Below are 14657 nucleotides of genomic sequence, written 5' to 3' on the forward strand. Positions count from 1 at the left end.
GTTTGATGGGTGCCGTGTCGGTCATCACCCGCGATGCCACGATTTCTGCCTCGCCTCAGGCGATCTGGGACGTCCTCGCCGATTTCGGTGCGCTCAGTAGCTGGGCGGACGGCGTCGACCACTCGTGCATCCTGAACCACGGTGCGGACGGGGTGTCAGCGGGCACGACCCGCCGCGTCCAGGTCGGCCGCAACGTCCTGGTCGAGCGCATCACCGAGGCGGATGCACCGGAAACCCTCGCCTACGACATCGAGGGACTGCCACGCCGACTGCGCCACGTCGCCAACCGCTGGACCCTGCGGCCCGCCGGCACGGCAACGGTGGTGACGCTCACCAGCACCGTCGAGGTGGGAGCCAACCCGCTGGCACGCACCGCCGAGCGAATCGTGTGCCGTGTCATGGCCAAGCAGTCCGACTCGATGCTCGCCGGGCTGGCTCGACATCTGGAGAACACGCATGGCTCACCGTGACACCATTCGCTCCTCGCGTGCGCACCCCGACATCGTCATCCTCATGACCGACGAGGAGCGCGCCACACCGCCGTATGAGTCCGACGAGGTGCTCACCTGGCGGCAGCGCACGCTGACCGGCCGACGCTGGTTCGACGAGCACGGCGTCAACTTCACCAGGCACTACACCGGGTCGCTGGCGTGCGTGCCGAGCCGCCCGACGATCTTCACCGGCCAGTACCCGGATCTGCACGGGGTCACCCAAACCGATGGCATCGGCAAGCGCTACGACGATTCGCGGCTGCGCTGGTTGCGCCGCGGCGAGGTGCCCACCCTGGGCAACTGGTTCCGTGCCGCGGGCTATGACACCCACTACGACGGCAAGTGGCACATCAGCCACGCCGATCTCGAGGATCCGACGACCGGTGAGCCATTGGCCACCAACGACGACGAGGGTGTGATCGACCCCGCCGCCGTCGCCCGCTATCTCGAGGCCGATCCCCTCGGGCCCTATGGCTTCTCGGGGTGGGTGGGCCCGGAGCCACACGGTGCGGCCATGGCCAACAGCGGTTTTCGGCGCGACAACCTGTTCGCCGACCGGATCGTCGCGTGGCTGGGCGATCGCTATGAGCGTCGCCGCGCCGGTGACGAGGAGGCGCTGCGCCCCTTCCTGCTGGTGGCCAGCTTCGTCAACCCGCACGACATCGTGCTGTTCCCCGCCTGGGTGCGCCGCAGCCCGATCGAGCCCTCGCCCCTGGATCCGCCAAGCGTGCCCGCACCGCCGACCGCGAGAGAGGACCTGTCGACCAAACCGGCCGCGCAGATCGCCTTCCGCGAGACCTACTACTCCGGATACGGCCCGGCACCCGTCGTCGGGCGCACCTACAAGCGCAACGCGCAGCGCTACCGCGACCTCTACTACCGCCTGCACGCCGAGGTCGACGGGCCACTCGATCGGGTCCGACGCGCCGTCACCGACGGCGGTTCCGAGGACGCGGTCCTGGTCCGCACGTCCGATCACGGCGAGCTGCTCGGCGCGCACGGCGGGCTGCACCAGAAGTGGTTCAACATGTACGACGAGGCCACCCGGGTGCCGTTCGTCATCGTCCGCACCGGTGCGCACGCGACGCAGCCACGCACCGTCTCCGCGCCGACATCGCATGTCGACCTGGTGCCGACACTGCTCTCGGCGGCGGGTGTCGACATCGGCGCGACGGCCACGGCGCTCGCCGAGACGTTCACCGAGGTGCACCCGCTGCCCGGCACGGACTTGATGCCGGTGGTCGACGGCGCGCCGGCCGACGAGGGCCGGGCGGTCTACCTGATGACACGCGACAACGTGCTCGAGGGAGACACCGGGGCGTCCGGCGGCGCCAGGCAACTGGGCGTCACCGAGAACCCGCCCGCACCGCTGCGCATCACGCTGCCCGCGCACGTCGGCGCGAACTTCGAGGGACTGGTGGTCCGAGTCGATGACGTCGACGCCCCCGGCGGCGCGGGGCACCTGTGGAAGCTGGTGCGCACGTTCGACGACCCGGCCACCTGGACGCAGCCTGGTGTGCGTCACCTGGCGGCGAACGGGATCGGCGGCGAGGCGTACCGGACGGATCCCCTCGACGATCAGTGGGAGCTCTACGACCTGACGTCCGATCCGGTCGAGGCCGACAACCGGTGGCCGGACCCCGACCTGCACGACCTGCGGGCTCACCTGCGCATGCAGCTCAAGCAGGCGCGGGCGTCCTCGGTTCCGGAACGCAACACGCCGTGGCCCTATGTGGACCGGCACCCGCCGGTGGGCGCGTCGCCCTCGGTGGTGCGCCAGGTGCTTGCGCGCCTGCGGAGGTAGCCACTCACCGGCGGTGACCAGCGTGTACCGCGGTGGCCTGACCGACACGATTACGGGTTTGGTGGGCGCCGCCAATATCATCGGTACTCAATGATTGAAAACGCCCCGGTCGTCCCGGCAGCCGCCGAGGGACGCGCGGCAGAACGCATAGCCACCGAGGCCCGGCGGCGCAGGACGTTCGCCGTCATCAGCCACCCCGACGCAGGCAAGTCGACGCTCACCGAAGCGCTCGTCCTGCATGCCAACGCCATCACCGAGGCCGGTGCCATCCACGGCAAGGCCGGCCGCCGCGCCACCGTGTCGGACTGGATGGACATGGAGAAGGCCCGAGGCATCTCCATCACGTCGACGGCGCTCCAGTTCCCCTACTCGACAGCGGGGCGCGACTGCGTCATCAACCTGCTCGACACCCCGGGCCACGCCGACTTCTCCGAGGACACCTACCGCGTCCTGACCGCCGTCGACTGCGCGGTGATGCTGATCGACGCCGCCAAGGGCCTCGAGCCACAGACCCTCAAGCTGTTTCAGGTGTGCCGTCACCGCCGGATCCCGATCATCACCGTGATCAACAAGTGGGACCGCCCCGGTCGTGACCCACTCGAGCTGATGGACGAGATCGCGGCCCGGATCGGGCTGCGCCCAACACCATTGACGTGGCCGGTCGGTATCGCCGGTGACTTCAAGGGCGTGCTGGATCGGCGGACCGGGAACTTCATCCGGTTCACCCGCACGGCCGGTGGGGCGAAAGCCGCGCCCGAGGAGCACATCACCCCGGAGAACGCCCACGCCTCGGCGGGCATCGACTGGGACCGCTCGGTCGAGGAGTCCGAACTTCTCGAGGCCGATGGCGCCGACTACGACCAGGAAACGTTCCTGGGCTGTGAGTCCACGCCAGTCCTGTTCACCTCGGCGGCGTTGAACTTCGGCGTCAACCAGCTGCTCGACGTGCTGGTCCAACTCGCTCCGGCGCCCGACGGACAGGTCGACGTCGACGGCAACCGGCGCGCCACGGTGGCGCCGTTCAGCGCCTTCGTCTTCAAGGTGCAGGCCGGTATGGACTCGTCCCACCGCGACCGCATCGCCTATGCGCGGGTCTGCTCGGGCACATTCGAGCGGGGCGACGTCCTCACCCATGCGACGACGGGCAAGCCGTTCGTCACCAAGTACGCGCAGTCGGTGTTCGGCCAGCAGCGCTCCACTCTGGACACCGCGTGGCCCGGTGACGTCATCGGGTTGGCCAACGCCAACGCCCTGCGACCGGGTGACACGCTATTCCGCGATGTCCCCGTGCAGTACCCACCGATCCCGAGCTTCTCCCCCGAGTACTTCTCGGTGGCCCGGGGCACCGACCCGAGCAAGCACAAGCAGTTCCGCCGCGGTATCGAGCAGTTGGAGCAGGAGGGCGTGGTGCAGGTGCTGCGCTCCGACCGCCGCGGTGAGCAGGCGCCGGTACTCGCCGCCGTCGGCCCCATGCAGTTCGAGGTCGCCACCCATCGGATGGCGACCGAACTGAGTGCGCCGATCTCACTGGAGTCGCTGCCCTACACGGTGGCGCGCATCGTGGATCCCGAGGACGCCGACTTCGTCCAGCGCCAGCCGTCGGCCGAGGTTCTGACGCGCACCGACGGCGTCATGCTCGCGCTGTTCTCGACCAAGTGGCGGCTTGAGGGCTTCCAACGCGACAACCCCGACGTGCATCTGCACTCGCTGGTGGCCGCGTCCGACGACTAGGTCGTAGCGACTAGGGCGTAGCGATCGCCAATTGTGAATCTGACGACGCCTGACCAGGGGTCTGCGTCGCCAGATTCACAATCGGCGAGAGCCCCTACCAATTGTGCGGGCGGTGGGACTCGAACCCACAAGTTCTTTCGAACACCGGCACCTAAAGCCGGCGCGTCAGCCAATTGCGCCACGCCCGCGAACGGGCCAATCGTAGCGCGCCCGTGGCAGGCAATCTTGTCGGTGGCCATTCATAGCTTGGAGTCATCACCGAGCAGAGGGCACGAGATGAGGTCAGCGGAGGAATTCGATGAAGTACGGCGCCTTGTCGCTGCTGGATTCAACGACTGCGAAATCTCACGACAGACGGGAGTGCCGAGACCGACCGTCCGCGGTTGGCGCAGCAATCCGCCCCAATGTCTGAGGCGGGCAGGCGCATCCACACCATGTGGCGTTCTACACGACTTCTCGACACTTCCGGTCCCGGCCTACTGCTACCTACTCGGCCTGTACCTCGGTGACGGGTGCATTTCCCGAATGGGTCGGGTGTGGCGACTCAGGATCGTTCTCGACATCAAGTATCCGGCGATCATCGACCGTTGCCGTGAGGCGATAGATGCAGTCATGCCTCGGCAGCGAGCAGCAATTGTCAGGCGACCGACACGATGTGTTGAGGTTGGCCTCTACTCCAAGCACTGGCCGTGTCTGTTTCCCCAACACGGACCCGGCCGGAAGCACCACAGACGTATCGCACTCGAACCATGGCAGCAGGCCCTCGTCGATCAGGAGACGGAGGAGTTCATCTGCGGGCTCATCCACAGCGATGGCTGCCGTGTCGTCGCCAACGACCGCGGGGTCCGCAGCATCCGCTACCACTTCTCGAATAGGTCAGAGGACATCATCGGCCTGTTCACCGCAGCCCTCGACCGACTCGACATTCCCTGGACGCGGTCGACTAGGTACATCGTCTCCATTTACCGCAAGGCTGCCACCGCACGCATGGACGAGTTCATCGGACCGAAGGACAGCGCGGTACCGTTAGGGCATGTCCACTACACGGCGTAGGAGACCGGCGCTCATCGCGCTGGTGTTCCTTGGCGCCGCGGGCTGCCTGGCGCTGGCCTGGTGGCAGTGGACCCGATACGAGTCCAACTCGGGCAGCTTCGTGAATCTCGGCTACGCACTGCAGTGGCCCATGTTCGCCGGCTTCTGCTTCTACGCGTACTACAAGTTCGTCCGCTATGAGGAGGCCCCGCCTCCTGCGGCGAGCCATGGCGAGCTGACCGAGATCCCGGACGGGCTGCTGCCCGAGCGCCCCAGCGCCGCCACACCCCGCGACGACGACGATCCCACCCTGCGTGAGTACAACGCCTACCTTGCCGAACTCGCGAAGTCCGAAACCGATGACAGGACCACACCATGAGCAGCCCTGACCCCGAGGCTCCAGCCGATCGCCCCGAGGCCGCCGACCCGGCACCCGCGACGCCGCCTGCCGACGCGATCCGCAAGCCGTTGCTCGGCTACCGCATCCTGGCGTGGGCGACGGGAATCTGGCTCATCGCGCTCTGCTACGAGATGGTGATGAAGTACGGCTTCAACGACGACTCGTTGAGCTGGATCGCCGTCGTCCACGGCTGGGTGTACTTCGTGTACCTGCTGTTCGCCGCGAACCTCGCGGTCAAGGTGCGCTGGCCCATCGGTAAGACCATCGGTGTGCTGCTCGCGGGCACCATTCCGCTGCTCGGCATCATCGTCGAGCACTTTCAGACCAAGCAGATCAAGGCGCAGTTCGGCCTTTAACGCGTCGGCCTTTAACGCGTCGGCCTTTAACGTCGACGGGACGTCAGTCGCGCTGCACCAGGAGCGGCGCGGTCACATCCGCGGCGGCGTCGTCAACGACGATGCTCAGCGCCAGCCGGTCGACGTACTCGGATAGCGCCTCGACGTGTGCCGAGGACCAGGCGTGCTCCGACGAGTACGACTCCCGAACGTCGCGCTGTCGGTACAGCCGCTCGCACCCCCGCGGTGTCAGGTAGAACACCGGTGACCGGCCGCTCTCGACGCGACCCGTGCCCGACGCCAGCCCGTCCCGCAGAAGCGCGGCGACGCGGCGGCTAGCGGTCGGTATGTCCCCTCCGATGGCGACTGCCAGGTCGGCCAGTGACATCGAGCCCGCCGCGTCGATGTGGCTCATCACCTGATGCGAATCGCGATCCATGCCCACCGACTCGTCGGCGTAAGGGCCCTTCTCCGAATGTCTGCTCAACAGCGACAGTGAGGACTCCAGCCGATGCGGCGGAACGGGGTCGGCGACGGGTTCACCGAGACCGTCGTCATCGACGAAGTCGGCGGGGGCCCCTGGCGGTTGCACCACCGGGATCAACAGCGCCAGCACCGCGGCCAACGCCGCTATGCACGCCGCCACGACCAGTGCCGTCCGGAAGCCGGCCATGGTCGGGACCTGGGTGCCAGCATGCGACACCACCATGCCCGCGAGAATCGCGCCGATCACCGCGCTGGACACCGCCGTGCCAAGGGAGCGGGCGAGTGCATTGATGCCGTTGGCCGCCGCCGTCTCCGACACCGGCACCGCCGCGTTGATGAGGGCGGGCATGGACGCGTACGCGAACCCCACGCCCACGGACACCGCGATGTTGAGCAGCATGATCTGCCACGGTGCCGCCAGCAGCACCAGCCCGGCGGAGTACGACACGGCGATGATCACCGCTCCGGTCACCAGGGTGAAACGCGGCCCACGCACCGCGGCGATTCGCGCCGCGATCGGCGATGTCACCATCATGGCCAGGCCACCGGGCGCCAACCAGAGGCCCGTCGCCAGCATCGACTGGCCCAGTCCGTAACCCGTCTCGGTCGACATCTCCAGAATCTGGGGCGCCACCAGCGTGAGCCCGAACATGCCGAATGCCACCGCGACCGAGGCCACGTTGGTCGCCAGCACCGGCCGCTTCACAGTGGTCCGCAGGTCGACCATCGGCGAGGACACCCGAAGCTGCCACCACCCGAACACCGCGAAGATCACCAGCGACGAGATGAACATCGCCAACGTCACACCGCTTGTCCAGCCCCAACTCTGGCCCTTCGAGATACCAAGGAGCAGCGTCACCAGGCCGCCCCCCAGGAGCAGCGCACCCAGCGGATCGAGCCGGTCGTCCGTGCGTGACGGGACGTGCGGGACAAGGAATGTGAACATCACCAGGGCCGCGACGCCGAGCCCGGTCGCGAACCAGAACAGCATGTGCCAGTCGAAGCGCTCCGCGATCACGGCCGACAGCGGCAGCCCGAGCGCGCCGCCCACACCCAACGATGCGCTCATCAAACCCATTGCGCTGCCGACACGCTCGGCGGGAACGCATGATCGCAGCACGCTGATCCCGAGCGGGATGATCGGAATCCCGAAACCCTGAAGGCCACGGCCGACGATCATCGGCAACAGCGACGTCGTCGAGGCCGCGAGCACCGACCCGCCGATCAACATCAGCGCGCACGTGATCAGCATCGGCTTGGGCCCGTACATGTCGCCGAGTCGGCCGAACACCGGTGTGGCGACGGCCGCGGTCAGCAGCGTCACGGTGATCACCCAGGACGCATCGGAGGGGCTGGTGTTCAACAGCCTCGGCAGCTCGGGGATCAACGGGATGATCAGCGTCTGCATCATGGACACGCTGATGCCCGCCGCCGACAGCACGGCGATGAGCACGCTCGGATGCCGCGGGGTCAGCGAGGATGAGGCCCCAGCGGCGGCACGACGTAACACCGCGCGAACACTACGCGTTTAGTAGCGCTACATAAAACTACTGATTCCCGGTGCTCAGACCAGCGCACGCAGGGCCGGAAGCAACAGAGCCAGCGCCCGTCCGCGATGCGACGCGGCGTCCTTCTCCTCGCGGGTCAGTTCGGCCGCCGACCGTGACTCCCCGATGGGCACGAACACCGGGTCGTAACCGAATCCGCCGGCCCCGCGTGGTTCGTGGGCCACCACGCCCGGCCACTCGCCGCGCACCACTGTCTCGCCCAATGGGGACACCAGCGCGCACGCCGACACGAAGGCCGCGCCGCGCCGCTCGTCGGGCACGTCCCGCAGCTGGCCCAGCAGGAGCGCGGTGTTGGCCGCGTCGTCACCGTGGGCACCCGACCACCGTGCGGACAGCACACCCGGCATGCCGTTCAGCGCGTCGACCGTGATCCCCGAGTCATCGGCGACCGAGGCCAAGCCGGTGGCGCGAAAGGCATCCCTGGCCTTGGTCAGGGCGTTCTCCTCGAACGTCGCACCCGTCTCCGGGGCCTCATCGAAGGGCGCCACGTCGTCCAGTGACAGCAGCGTCAGACCCGACACCCCGGCGGTGTCGAGCACACGATGCAGCTCGGCCAGCTTCTTGGGGTTGCGGGAGGCGACCAGGACGCGAGACAACCCGGTCAGCTTCCGAACGCCTTCTTCGGCGGACCGGACGGCTCGGGAAGCACACCGGGATAGGGCAACTCCAGCGCCGCGTTCTGGATCGCGAACAACTGCTCGCACGAGGCCATCGCAAGGTCGAGCATCTTGTCCAGCGTCGAACGCGGGAACGTCGCACCCTCACCCGTGCCCTGGATCTCGACCAGCGTGCCGGTGTCGGTCGCCACGACGTTCATGTCGACCTCGGCGCGCGAGTCCTCGGTGTAGGGCAGATCCACACGCACCCGGCCGTCGACCACGCCGACGGACACCGCGGCGATCGCACACGACAACGGGCGGGGGTCGGACAGCTTGTCCGCCGCGGCCAGATACGTCACCGCGTCGGCCAGCGCCACGTAGGCGCCGGTGATGGCCGCCGTCCGGGTACCGCCGTCGGCCTGCAGCACGTCGCAGTCCAACGCGATGGTGTTCTCCCCCAGCGCACCCAGGTCGATGCACGCGCGCAGCGACCGGCCGACGAGCCGGCTGATCTCCTGTGTGCGCCCGCCGACCTTGCCCTTCACCGACTCACGTTGCGAGCGGTCGTGGGTGGCCGCGGGCAGCATCGCGTACTCGGCCGTCAGCCAGCCCTGGCCCGACCCCTTGCGCCACCGGGGCACGCCCTCGGTGACGCTGGCCGTGCACATGACCCGGGTCTGGCCGAACTCGACCAGCACCGAACCGGCCGGATGTGAGGTGAAGCCTCGGGTGATGGTTACCGGTCGCAGCTCGTCATCGAGGCGGCCATCTTCTCGTCTGGACACGGGCCAACCCTATCGGCCCTGGGCAACTCTGGCGCGCGTGGTTCAGTGCGGCGTGACGTCGAACGTCTCGTCGCACACCACGGCGTGCACGGGACCGTCGAACTCGGCCTTGGCCTCGCTGATCACGTCCTCACGCGAGGTCCACGGCGGGATGTGGGTCAGCAGCAGCTCGCGCACACCGGCTCTCGCGGCGGCACGCCCCGCCTCGGTTCCCGACAGGTGAAGTTTCGGCGGACGGTCCGGCGCGTGGGTCCACGACGCCTCGCACAGGAAGACGTCGGCGCCGCGGGCCAGATCGACGAGCGCGTCGCAGTACCCGGTGTCACCGCTGTAGACGAAAACCGCCCCGGACGGGTCGGTGAACCGCATTCCGTAGGACTCGGTGGGATGGCACACCAGACGCGGCTCGACGGTGAGCGTGCCGATCTCAACCGGCTCGGCGTCGACCCAGTTGCGGACGTCGAAGATGTCGGTGAAGTCATCGATCTCGCGGCCCTCGGGAGAGGACGCGGCGCCAAGCCGGGCCCAGGTGGCCTGCGGGCCGTACATCAGGGCACGCCCCTTCGGCGGGGTCGGGTGATAGCGACGCCAGACGAACAGACCGGGAAGGTCCAGGCAGTGGTCGGCGTGAAGGTGCGACAGCAGAACACCAACGGTGCCGGGATCGGCATGACGTTGCAGTGCGCCCAGCACACCACCACCGAAGTCGATCACCAGCGGTGGCGTATCGGGTGCGGTCACCAAATATCCGGATGCTGGCGAATCAGGCCCCGTCACACTGCCGGAGCAACCCAGTACGGTGATTCGCACATTCACTAGCTTGCCATGCCCAATGGGCGTGTGACGAAAACATCAGCGCTTTGGGCGTCGCGTTTCATCAATTCGTCGCGATGTGCTGCCTCACCTGGTCAGACGCCGATTGAGACGCAGACCGCCCGTAGCCCAAAGTGTGGCGCAGGCCTCAATCAGCAAAGCGTGGCGCCCGGCCGCGACAAGACCGCCGATCGGCTCAGACGCCGAGCGCGGGCGCGGCGGGACCCTTGCGTCGCTCGCGCGCCTTGCGTTCCGGGCCGGCCAGCAGATAGGCGGCGATGACACCGGCGACCGCACCGCAGAAATGGCCCTGCCAGGACACCCCGAAAGTGCCGGGGAGCACGCCCAGCAGCACGCTGCCGTACACGATCAGCACGACGATGCCGACGACGATCTCCCACACCTTGCGGGTGAAGAAGCCGAACACGATGAGGAACGTCAGCCAGCCGAAGATGAGGCCCGAGGCGCCGATGTGGTTGGTCTCCACGCCCGGGGGCGCGCCCGCGTTTCCGATGAGCCACGTCCCGAAACCGCCGAGGATCCAGATCATCGCCGTCGCGTAGATGAAGCGTGACAACCCGGCCAGCGTCATGAGGAAACCCAGAACGAGCGCGGGACCGGTGTTAGCGATCAGGTGCTGCCAGTTCGAGTGCAGCAGCGGCGCGAACACGATGCCCCACAGCCCGTCGGTCTCCAGCGGCCGGATCCCGTTGGAGTCCAAGCGGTGTCCGGTGATGTTGTCCCAGATCTCGATGATGTAGAGCAGCGCGACGAAGCTGAGCACCGTGGCCCCGCCGATCATCCACGCCGGCCTCTTGCTGGGGCCTGGTGTGGTGGCGGGCGGATACCCCGGCATCGTCATGCCCGGTGCGCCCCTTGTCCGCGATCGACCGTCATGCCCATAGCTGCCCTTCCAATGCGTCCTCGGCATCGTCCAGGCTACCGGCGTAGGCGCCGGTCGACAGATACTTCCAACCCGCATCACACACCGTGAACGCGATGTCGGCACGCTCGCCTGCCTTGACCGCCTTGGCCGCCATACCGAGCGCGGCGTGCAGGATCGCCCCGGTCGAGATGCCGGCGAAGATGCCCTCCAACTGCACGATCTCGCGCGTGCGCCTGATGGCGTCGAACGCGCCCACGGAGAACCGAGTGGTCAGCACGTCCGGGTCGTAGAGCTCGGGCACGAAGCCCTCATCGATGTTGCGCAGCGCGTAGACACCCTCGCCGTAACGTGGTTCGGCGGCGACGATCTGGACCCCGGGGACGTTCTCGCGCAGGAATCGCCCGACGCCCATGAGCGTGCCCGTGGTGCCCAACCCGCCGACGAAGTGCGTGATCTCCGGCAGGTCGGCCAGGACCTCGGGTCCCGTGCCCTCGTAGTGCGCGGCGGCGTTCGCCGGGTTGCCGTACTGGTAGAGCATCACCCACTCGGGGTGCTCCTGCGCCAGTTCCTTGGCGGTCGCGACGGCGGTGTTCGACCCGCCCTCGGCGGGGCTGTAGATGATCTTGGCGCCATACAGCTCCAACAGCTGACGGCGTTCGATCGACGTGTTCTCGGGCATCACGCAGATCAGGTTGTAGCCCTTCAACAGCGCCGCCATCGCGAGGGAGATGCCGGTGTTGCCGCTAGTGGGTTCCAGGATCGTGGAACCCGGGTGGATCAGCCCGTCGCGCTCGGCCTGCTCGATCATGCGCAGCGCCGGGCGGTCCTTGATGGAGCCGGTGGGGTTGCGGTCCTCGAGCTTGGCCCACAGCCGCACGTGCGGGGTGCCGTCCTCACCCGCATGCCACCGGGGCGACAACCGCTGCAACCCGACGAGCGGCGTGTTGCCGAGCGCGGACAACAGCGAGTCGTATCTCACGCGTCAGCCACCTGCTACGGCGGGCAGGATCGTGACCGAGTCACCGTCGGAGATCACGGTGTCCAGCCCGCCCGAGAAGCGGACGTCCTCGTCGTTGACGTAGATGTTGACGAAGCGGTGCAGCTTGCCTGCGTTACCGGCGTCGATGAGGCGCTCGGAGATGCCCGAGTAGTTGGCCTCGAGGTCGCTGATCACGGCCTGCAACGTGTCACCGGACGCGCTGACGCGCTTCTCGCCTCCGGTGTGAGTGCGCAGGATGGTGGGGATGGAGACGGTGATGGTCATGGGGCTCGGCCTTTCGGGGGCTGTTTCTCGGGGTCTACTGCTCGACGACGTTGACGGGTTCCTCGGTGACGACGCCCTCGCGGATGCGGTAGCTCCGCAGCTCATGCTCGTCGGGGTCGCGGGTGGAGATCAAGACGTAGTGGGCGTCGGGCTCGGACGCCAGCGCGATGTCGGTGCGGCTCGGATACGCCTCGGTGCCGGTGTGCGAGTGATAGATGACCACGGGCACCTCGTCGGCGTCGTCCATCGCTCGCCACACCTTGAGCTGCTCTCCCGAGTCGAATCGGTAGAAGGTCGGCGACCGCTCGGCGTTCTCCATCGCGATGAAGCGCTCAGGCCTGTCGGAGCCCTCGGGGCCCGCGATGATGCCGCACGCCTCGTCGGGGTGGTCGGCGCGGGCGTGGGCGACCATGGCGTCAACCAGGTCCCTACGAATCACCAGCACGGGTCAGGCTCCATTTCGGTTCGCGAACGCTCCGGGCAACATGTCGCGGTAGGTGGGTATTCCGGCCACCGATTCGGCAGCCAGGATTCCGGCCATCACCGCCTGGGCGAGACAGTCAGCCGCCGCCGCGCCGATGGTGGTGGTCAGCTTGGTCTCGGGCGACATCGCGGCAGGAATGTCGCTGGCGGGCTCGACCTCGATCGCGCCCGTCGCGAGCACGAAAACGGAGTCGCCGTCGAGCGGGGTGTGCGCCGGCCGGATGGTCCGGGCCAGTCCGTCCTGTGCGGCGACCGCGACCCGGCGGCAGGCGGCGGGGCTCAGTAGGGCGTCGGTGGCGACGACAGCGATCGTGGTGTTGAGCGGTGAGAGTTCGGCGTCGAGCGCCGCGAAGGCCGATATCTGCTCGGCGGGCGGCGGGGTCAGGTCCAGTTCGGTGATGTACTCGGCCATCCACGGCAGCCCGGTGCGCGGATCGGCGATATTGCCCGCCGAGTTCACCGCGACGACGGCGCCGACCGTGACACCGATGGCCTCGAGCCGGATGGACGCCGTGCCGATGCCGCCCTTGAGGACGCCCGCGCGTGCTCCGACGCCCGCGCCCACGGTGCCGACGGCCACGTCGGTCCCCGCGGCGTTGGCTGCGGCGAAGCCGAATTCGGCGGTCGGGCGGCACTGCCACCCGCCGACGGGCAGGTCGAAGATCACCGCGGCGGGAACGATGGGCACCAGCCCGCCGTCCATCACCACCCCGCGGTCGTGCTGTTCGAGCCACGTCATGACGCCGTCCGCCGCGGCGAGCCCGTAGGCGCTTCCGCCGGTCAGCACGACTGCGTCGACGTAGCGCACGCTGTTGGCCGGATCGAGCAGGTCGGTCTCGCGGGTGCCCGGGGCACCGCCGCGCACGTCAACCGCGCCGACCGTGCCCGGTGGGGTGAGCACGACAGTGGTACCGCACGCCCAGCCCGCGCCCAGCGTCGCGTCGTCATCCAGACGCTGATGGTGCCCGACGAGAATTCCCGCGACGTCGGTGATGGAACCGCTCATCGCTGTCCTCGGCTCTTCGCGCAAGCGCTCATCGCTGTCCTCGGCTCATGAGACCCAGCACCAGATACTCCTGCAGCACGGTCAGCCATTGGTACACATCCAGGTGCCCGGCCATCGGATGCTCGGGCGGCAGTCGGTCGGGACCGTCGGGTCCGATCTCGAGCATGGTGCCCAGCGCCAGCCGAAGGTCGTTGACCGCCGCGGCCCAGCTGTGTGCTGCATCCTCGGTCAGTTCGAACTTCCCACCAGCGGCGGGCAGGGTGTCCAGCAGACATTGGCACGCTTGCCGTTTGGCATCGATGATGGCTGGCTCGTGCAGGCTGCGCAGCGCACTGTTCAGGCTCTCCGCGGTGCCCGAACCAGCCGGATGATCTCGGGCGGCACGGTAGAAGTCCGGCAGCAACCGGCGCATCGTCTCGTCCTCGGGCGGCCGCGAGTTGCCGGTACGCATACCGGTCAGCTCCTCGAGTTCGTCTGTCGGCGAGTCAGATTCGCGGTCGTTGAGCATCTCCAGCATCGAGTTGGCCAGACTCTGCAACAGTGCCGACTCGTGTGCTGCCATCGCCGACCGGTACCGCACGCCGTCTACGGTGTCGACCCTCTTCCACTTACGCACCCGTCGCCTCAACGGTCCTGTTGCATCGAGGCCCACAGCCCCGCGGCGTGCAGCTTGGACACATCGACCTCCATGGACTCCCGACTGCCCGCGGAGACCACGGCCTTGCCGTCTTCGTGCACCTGCATCATGAGCTTCGTCGCGTGCGGCTCGCTGTAGCCGAAGAGCTTCTGGAACACGTAGGTCACGTACGACATCAGGTTCACCGGATCGTCCCAGACGATGGTCACCCACGGGCTGTCAGTGGCCACCTCGTCTTGCGGAACACTCTCACTCGCGTGTTCCTCGCGGGTCCCCGGCCGGGTCCTCGCTGGCGTAACCATGTCGCCAAGGATAGCGAGTCGCTGCAACGGCTACG

17 protein-coding genes and 1 tRNA gene are annotated in these 14657 nt (G+C 67.8%); 6 read left to right on the top strand and 12 right to left on the bottom strand.

The features are described 5' to 3' along the window. Nucleotides 1–5 precede the first annotated feature (5 nt). The 3 genes from ABIA65_RS30795 (at nucleotide 6) to ABIA65_RS30805 (ending at nucleotide 4026) form a co-directional block, all read left to right on the top strand. Nucleotides 6–470, top strand: coding sequence for an SRPBCC family protein (locus ABIA65_RS30795; RefSeq protein WP_354525937.1), 465 nt, complete (start codon nucleotides 6–8; stop codon nucleotides 468–470). Then, nucleotides 457–2295: a sulfatase-like hydrolase/transferase gene (locus tag ABIA65_RS30800; protein WP_354525938.1), complete on the top strand. Its 1839-nt coding sequence runs from the start codon at nucleotides 457–459 to the stop codon at nucleotides 2293–2295. Before ABIA65_RS30795 ends, ABIA65_RS30800 begins: the two co-directional genes overlap by 14 nt. 90 nt (nucleotides 2296–2385) lie before the next feature. Beyond that, nucleotides 2386–4026, top strand: coding sequence for a peptide chain release factor 3 (locus ABIA65_RS30805; RefSeq protein ID WP_241404133.1), 1641 nt, complete (start codon nucleotides 2386–2388; stop codon nucleotides 4024–4026). Between the two features lie 104 nt (nucleotides 4027–4130). On the opposite strand, the gene ABIA65_RS30810 is transcribed toward ABIA65_RS30805, so the two are convergent. Beyond that, a tRNA-Leu gene (locus ABIA65_RS30810) sits at nucleotides 4131–4214 on the bottom strand. 337 nt (nucleotides 4215–4551) lie between these two features. Here ABIA65_RS30810 and ABIA65_RS30815 point away from each other — a divergent pair. The 3 genes from ABIA65_RS30815 to ABIA65_RS30825 are packed head-to-tail and all read left to right on the top strand — an operon-like array spanning nucleotide 4552 to nucleotide 5814. Beyond that, a complete protein-coding gene (locus ABIA65_RS30815; protein WP_354525939.1) occupies nucleotides 4552–5079 on the top strand; it encodes a hypothetical protein in 528 nt (175 codons plus the stop codon). After that, entirely contained in the window at nucleotides 5060–5437 is a 378-nt protein-coding gene (locus ABIA65_RS30820) for a hypothetical protein (protein ID WP_354525940.1), read from the top strand. The genes ABIA65_RS30815 and ABIA65_RS30820 overlap by 20 nt, the downstream gene beginning before the upstream one ends. Beyond that, nucleotides 5434–5814 carry a DUF3817 domain-containing protein gene (locus ABIA65_RS30825; protein ID WP_354525941.1) on the top strand — a complete coding sequence of 127 codons (381 nt, stop codon included), beginning with the start codon at nucleotides 5434–5436 and terminating at the stop codon, nucleotides 5812–5814. The genes ABIA65_RS30820 and ABIA65_RS30825 overlap by 4 nt, the downstream gene beginning before the upstream one ends. Nucleotides 5815–5857: 43 nt before the next feature. On the opposite strand, the gene ABIA65_RS30830 is transcribed toward ABIA65_RS30825, so the two are convergent. From ABIA65_RS30830 to clpS, 11 genes are all read right to left on the bottom strand, one after another. Beyond that, on the bottom strand, nucleotides 5858–7789 hold the full coding sequence (locus tag ABIA65_RS30830; RefSeq protein WP_354525942.1) for an MFS transporter: 1932 nt from the start codon (nucleotides 7787–7789) through the stop codon (nucleotides 5858–5860). 54 nt (nucleotides 7790–7843) lie between these two features. Further along, complete coding sequence (gene rdgB, locus ABIA65_RS30835) at nucleotides 7844–8443, bottom strand: RdgB/HAM1 family non-canonical purine NTP pyrophosphatase (RefSeq protein ID WP_354525943.1); 600 nt, start codon at nucleotides 8441–8443, stop codon at nucleotides 7844–7846. Nucleotides 8444–8448: 5 nt separating this feature from the next. Next, the gene (rph, locus tag ABIA65_RS30840) at nucleotides 8449–9231 is read right to left on the bottom strand and encodes a ribonuclease PH (RefSeq protein WP_241404127.1); all 783 of its coding nucleotides are present in this window, start codon (nucleotides 9229–9231) and stop codon (nucleotides 8449–8451) included. A gap of 42 nt (nucleotides 9232–9273) precedes the next feature. Further along, nucleotides 9274–10047 carry a cyclic nucleotide-degrading phosphodiesterase gene (locus ABIA65_RS30845; protein ID WP_354525944.1) on the bottom strand — a complete coding sequence of 258 codons (774 nt, stop codon included), beginning with the start codon at nucleotides 10045–10047 and terminating at the stop codon, nucleotides 9274–9276. Nucleotides 10048–10240: 193 nt separating this feature from the next. Further along, complete coding sequence (locus ABIA65_RS30850; protein ID WP_241404125.1) at nucleotides 10241–10906, bottom strand: rhomboid family intramembrane serine protease; 666 nt, start codon at nucleotides 10904–10906, stop codon at nucleotides 10241–10243. Nucleotides 10907–10937: 31 nt separating this feature from the next. Beyond that, on the bottom strand, nucleotides 10938–11909 hold the full coding sequence (locus tag ABIA65_RS30855; RefSeq protein WP_354525945.1) for a PLP-dependent cysteine synthase family protein: 972 nt from the start codon (nucleotides 11907–11909) through the stop codon (nucleotides 10938–10940). Nucleotides 11910–11912: 3 nt separating this feature from the next. Continuing rightward, on the bottom strand, nucleotides 11913–12194 hold the full coding sequence (locus ABIA65_RS30860) for a MoaD/ThiS family protein (RefSeq protein WP_241404123.1): 282 nt from the start codon (nucleotides 12192–12194) through the stop codon (nucleotides 11913–11915). Between the two features lie 34 nt (nucleotides 12195–12228). Then, the gene (locus ABIA65_RS30865) at nucleotides 12229–12639 is read right to left on the bottom strand and encodes a M67 family metallopeptidase (RefSeq protein ID WP_354525946.1); all 411 of its coding nucleotides are present in this window, start codon (nucleotides 12637–12639) and stop codon (nucleotides 12229–12231) included. Between the two features lie 3 nt (nucleotides 12640–12642). Beyond that, nucleotides 12643–13683: a P1 family peptidase gene (locus ABIA65_RS30870; protein WP_241404122.1), complete on the bottom strand. Its 1041-nt coding sequence runs from the start codon at nucleotides 13681–13683 to the stop codon at nucleotides 12643–12645. A 28-nt stretch (nucleotides 13684–13711) separates the two neighbouring features. Continuing rightward, nucleotides 13712–14299, bottom strand: a complete 588-nt coding sequence (aosR, locus tag ABIA65_RS30875) for an oxidative stress transcriptional regulator AosR (RefSeq protein ID WP_354525947.1) — start codon at nucleotides 14297–14299, stop codon at nucleotides 13712–13714. Nucleotides 14300–14307: 8 nt separating this feature from the next. Continuing rightward, a complete protein-coding gene (clpS, locus tag ABIA65_RS30880; RefSeq protein WP_241404120.1) occupies nucleotides 14308–14622 on the bottom strand; it encodes an ATP-dependent Clp protease adapter ClpS in 315 nt (104 codons plus the stop codon). Nucleotides 14623–14657 lie beyond the last annotated feature (35 nt).

The organism is Mycolicibacterium sp. 624 (assembly GCF_040548615.1).
In the GTDB taxonomy this organism is placed as follows: domain Bacteria; phylum Actinomycetota; class Actinomycetes; order Mycobacteriales; family Mycobacteriaceae; genus Mycobacterium.

Excerpts from the sequence above, each read along its gene's own strand:
- ABIA65_RS30795 (WP_354525937.1), top strand. The coding sequence starts at position 6 with ATGGGTGCCGTGTCGGTCATCACCCGCGATGCCACGATTTCTGCCTCG.
- ABIA65_RS30800 (WP_354525938.1), top strand. The coding sequence starts at position 457 with ATGGCTCACCGTGACACCATTCGCTCCTCGCGTGCGCACCCCGACATC.
- ABIA65_RS30805 (WP_241404133.1), top strand. The coding sequence starts at position 2,386 with ATGATTGAAAACGCCCCGGTCGTCCCGGCAGCCGCCGAGGGACGCGCG.
- ABIA65_RS30815 (WP_354525939.1), top strand. The coding sequence starts at position 4,552 with ATGGGTCGGGTGTGGCGACTCAGGATCGTTCTCGACATCAAGTATCCG.
- ABIA65_RS30820 (WP_354525940.1), top strand. The coding sequence starts at position 5,060 with ATGTCCACTACACGGCGTAGGAGACCGGCGCTCATCGCGCTGGTGTTC.
- ABIA65_RS30825 (WP_354525941.1), top strand. The coding sequence starts at position 5,434 with ATGAGCAGCCCTGACCCCGAGGCTCCAGCCGATCGCCCCGAGGCCGCC.
- ABIA65_RS30850 (WP_241404125.1), bottom strand. The coding sequence starts at position 10,906 with ATGACGATGCCGGGGTATCCGCCCGCCACCACACCAGGCCCCAGCAAG.
- ABIA65_RS30860 (WP_241404123.1), bottom strand. The coding sequence starts at position 12,194 with ATGACCATCACCGTCTCCATCCCCACCATCCTGCGCACTCACACCGGA.
- ABIA65_RS30870 (WP_241404122.1), bottom strand. The coding sequence starts at position 13,683 with ATGAGCGGTTCCATCACCGACGTCGCGGGAATTCTCGTCGGGCACCAT.
- clpS (WP_241404120.1), bottom strand. The coding sequence starts at position 14,622 with ATGGTTACGCCAGCGAGGACCCGGCCGGGGACCCGCGAGGAACACGCG.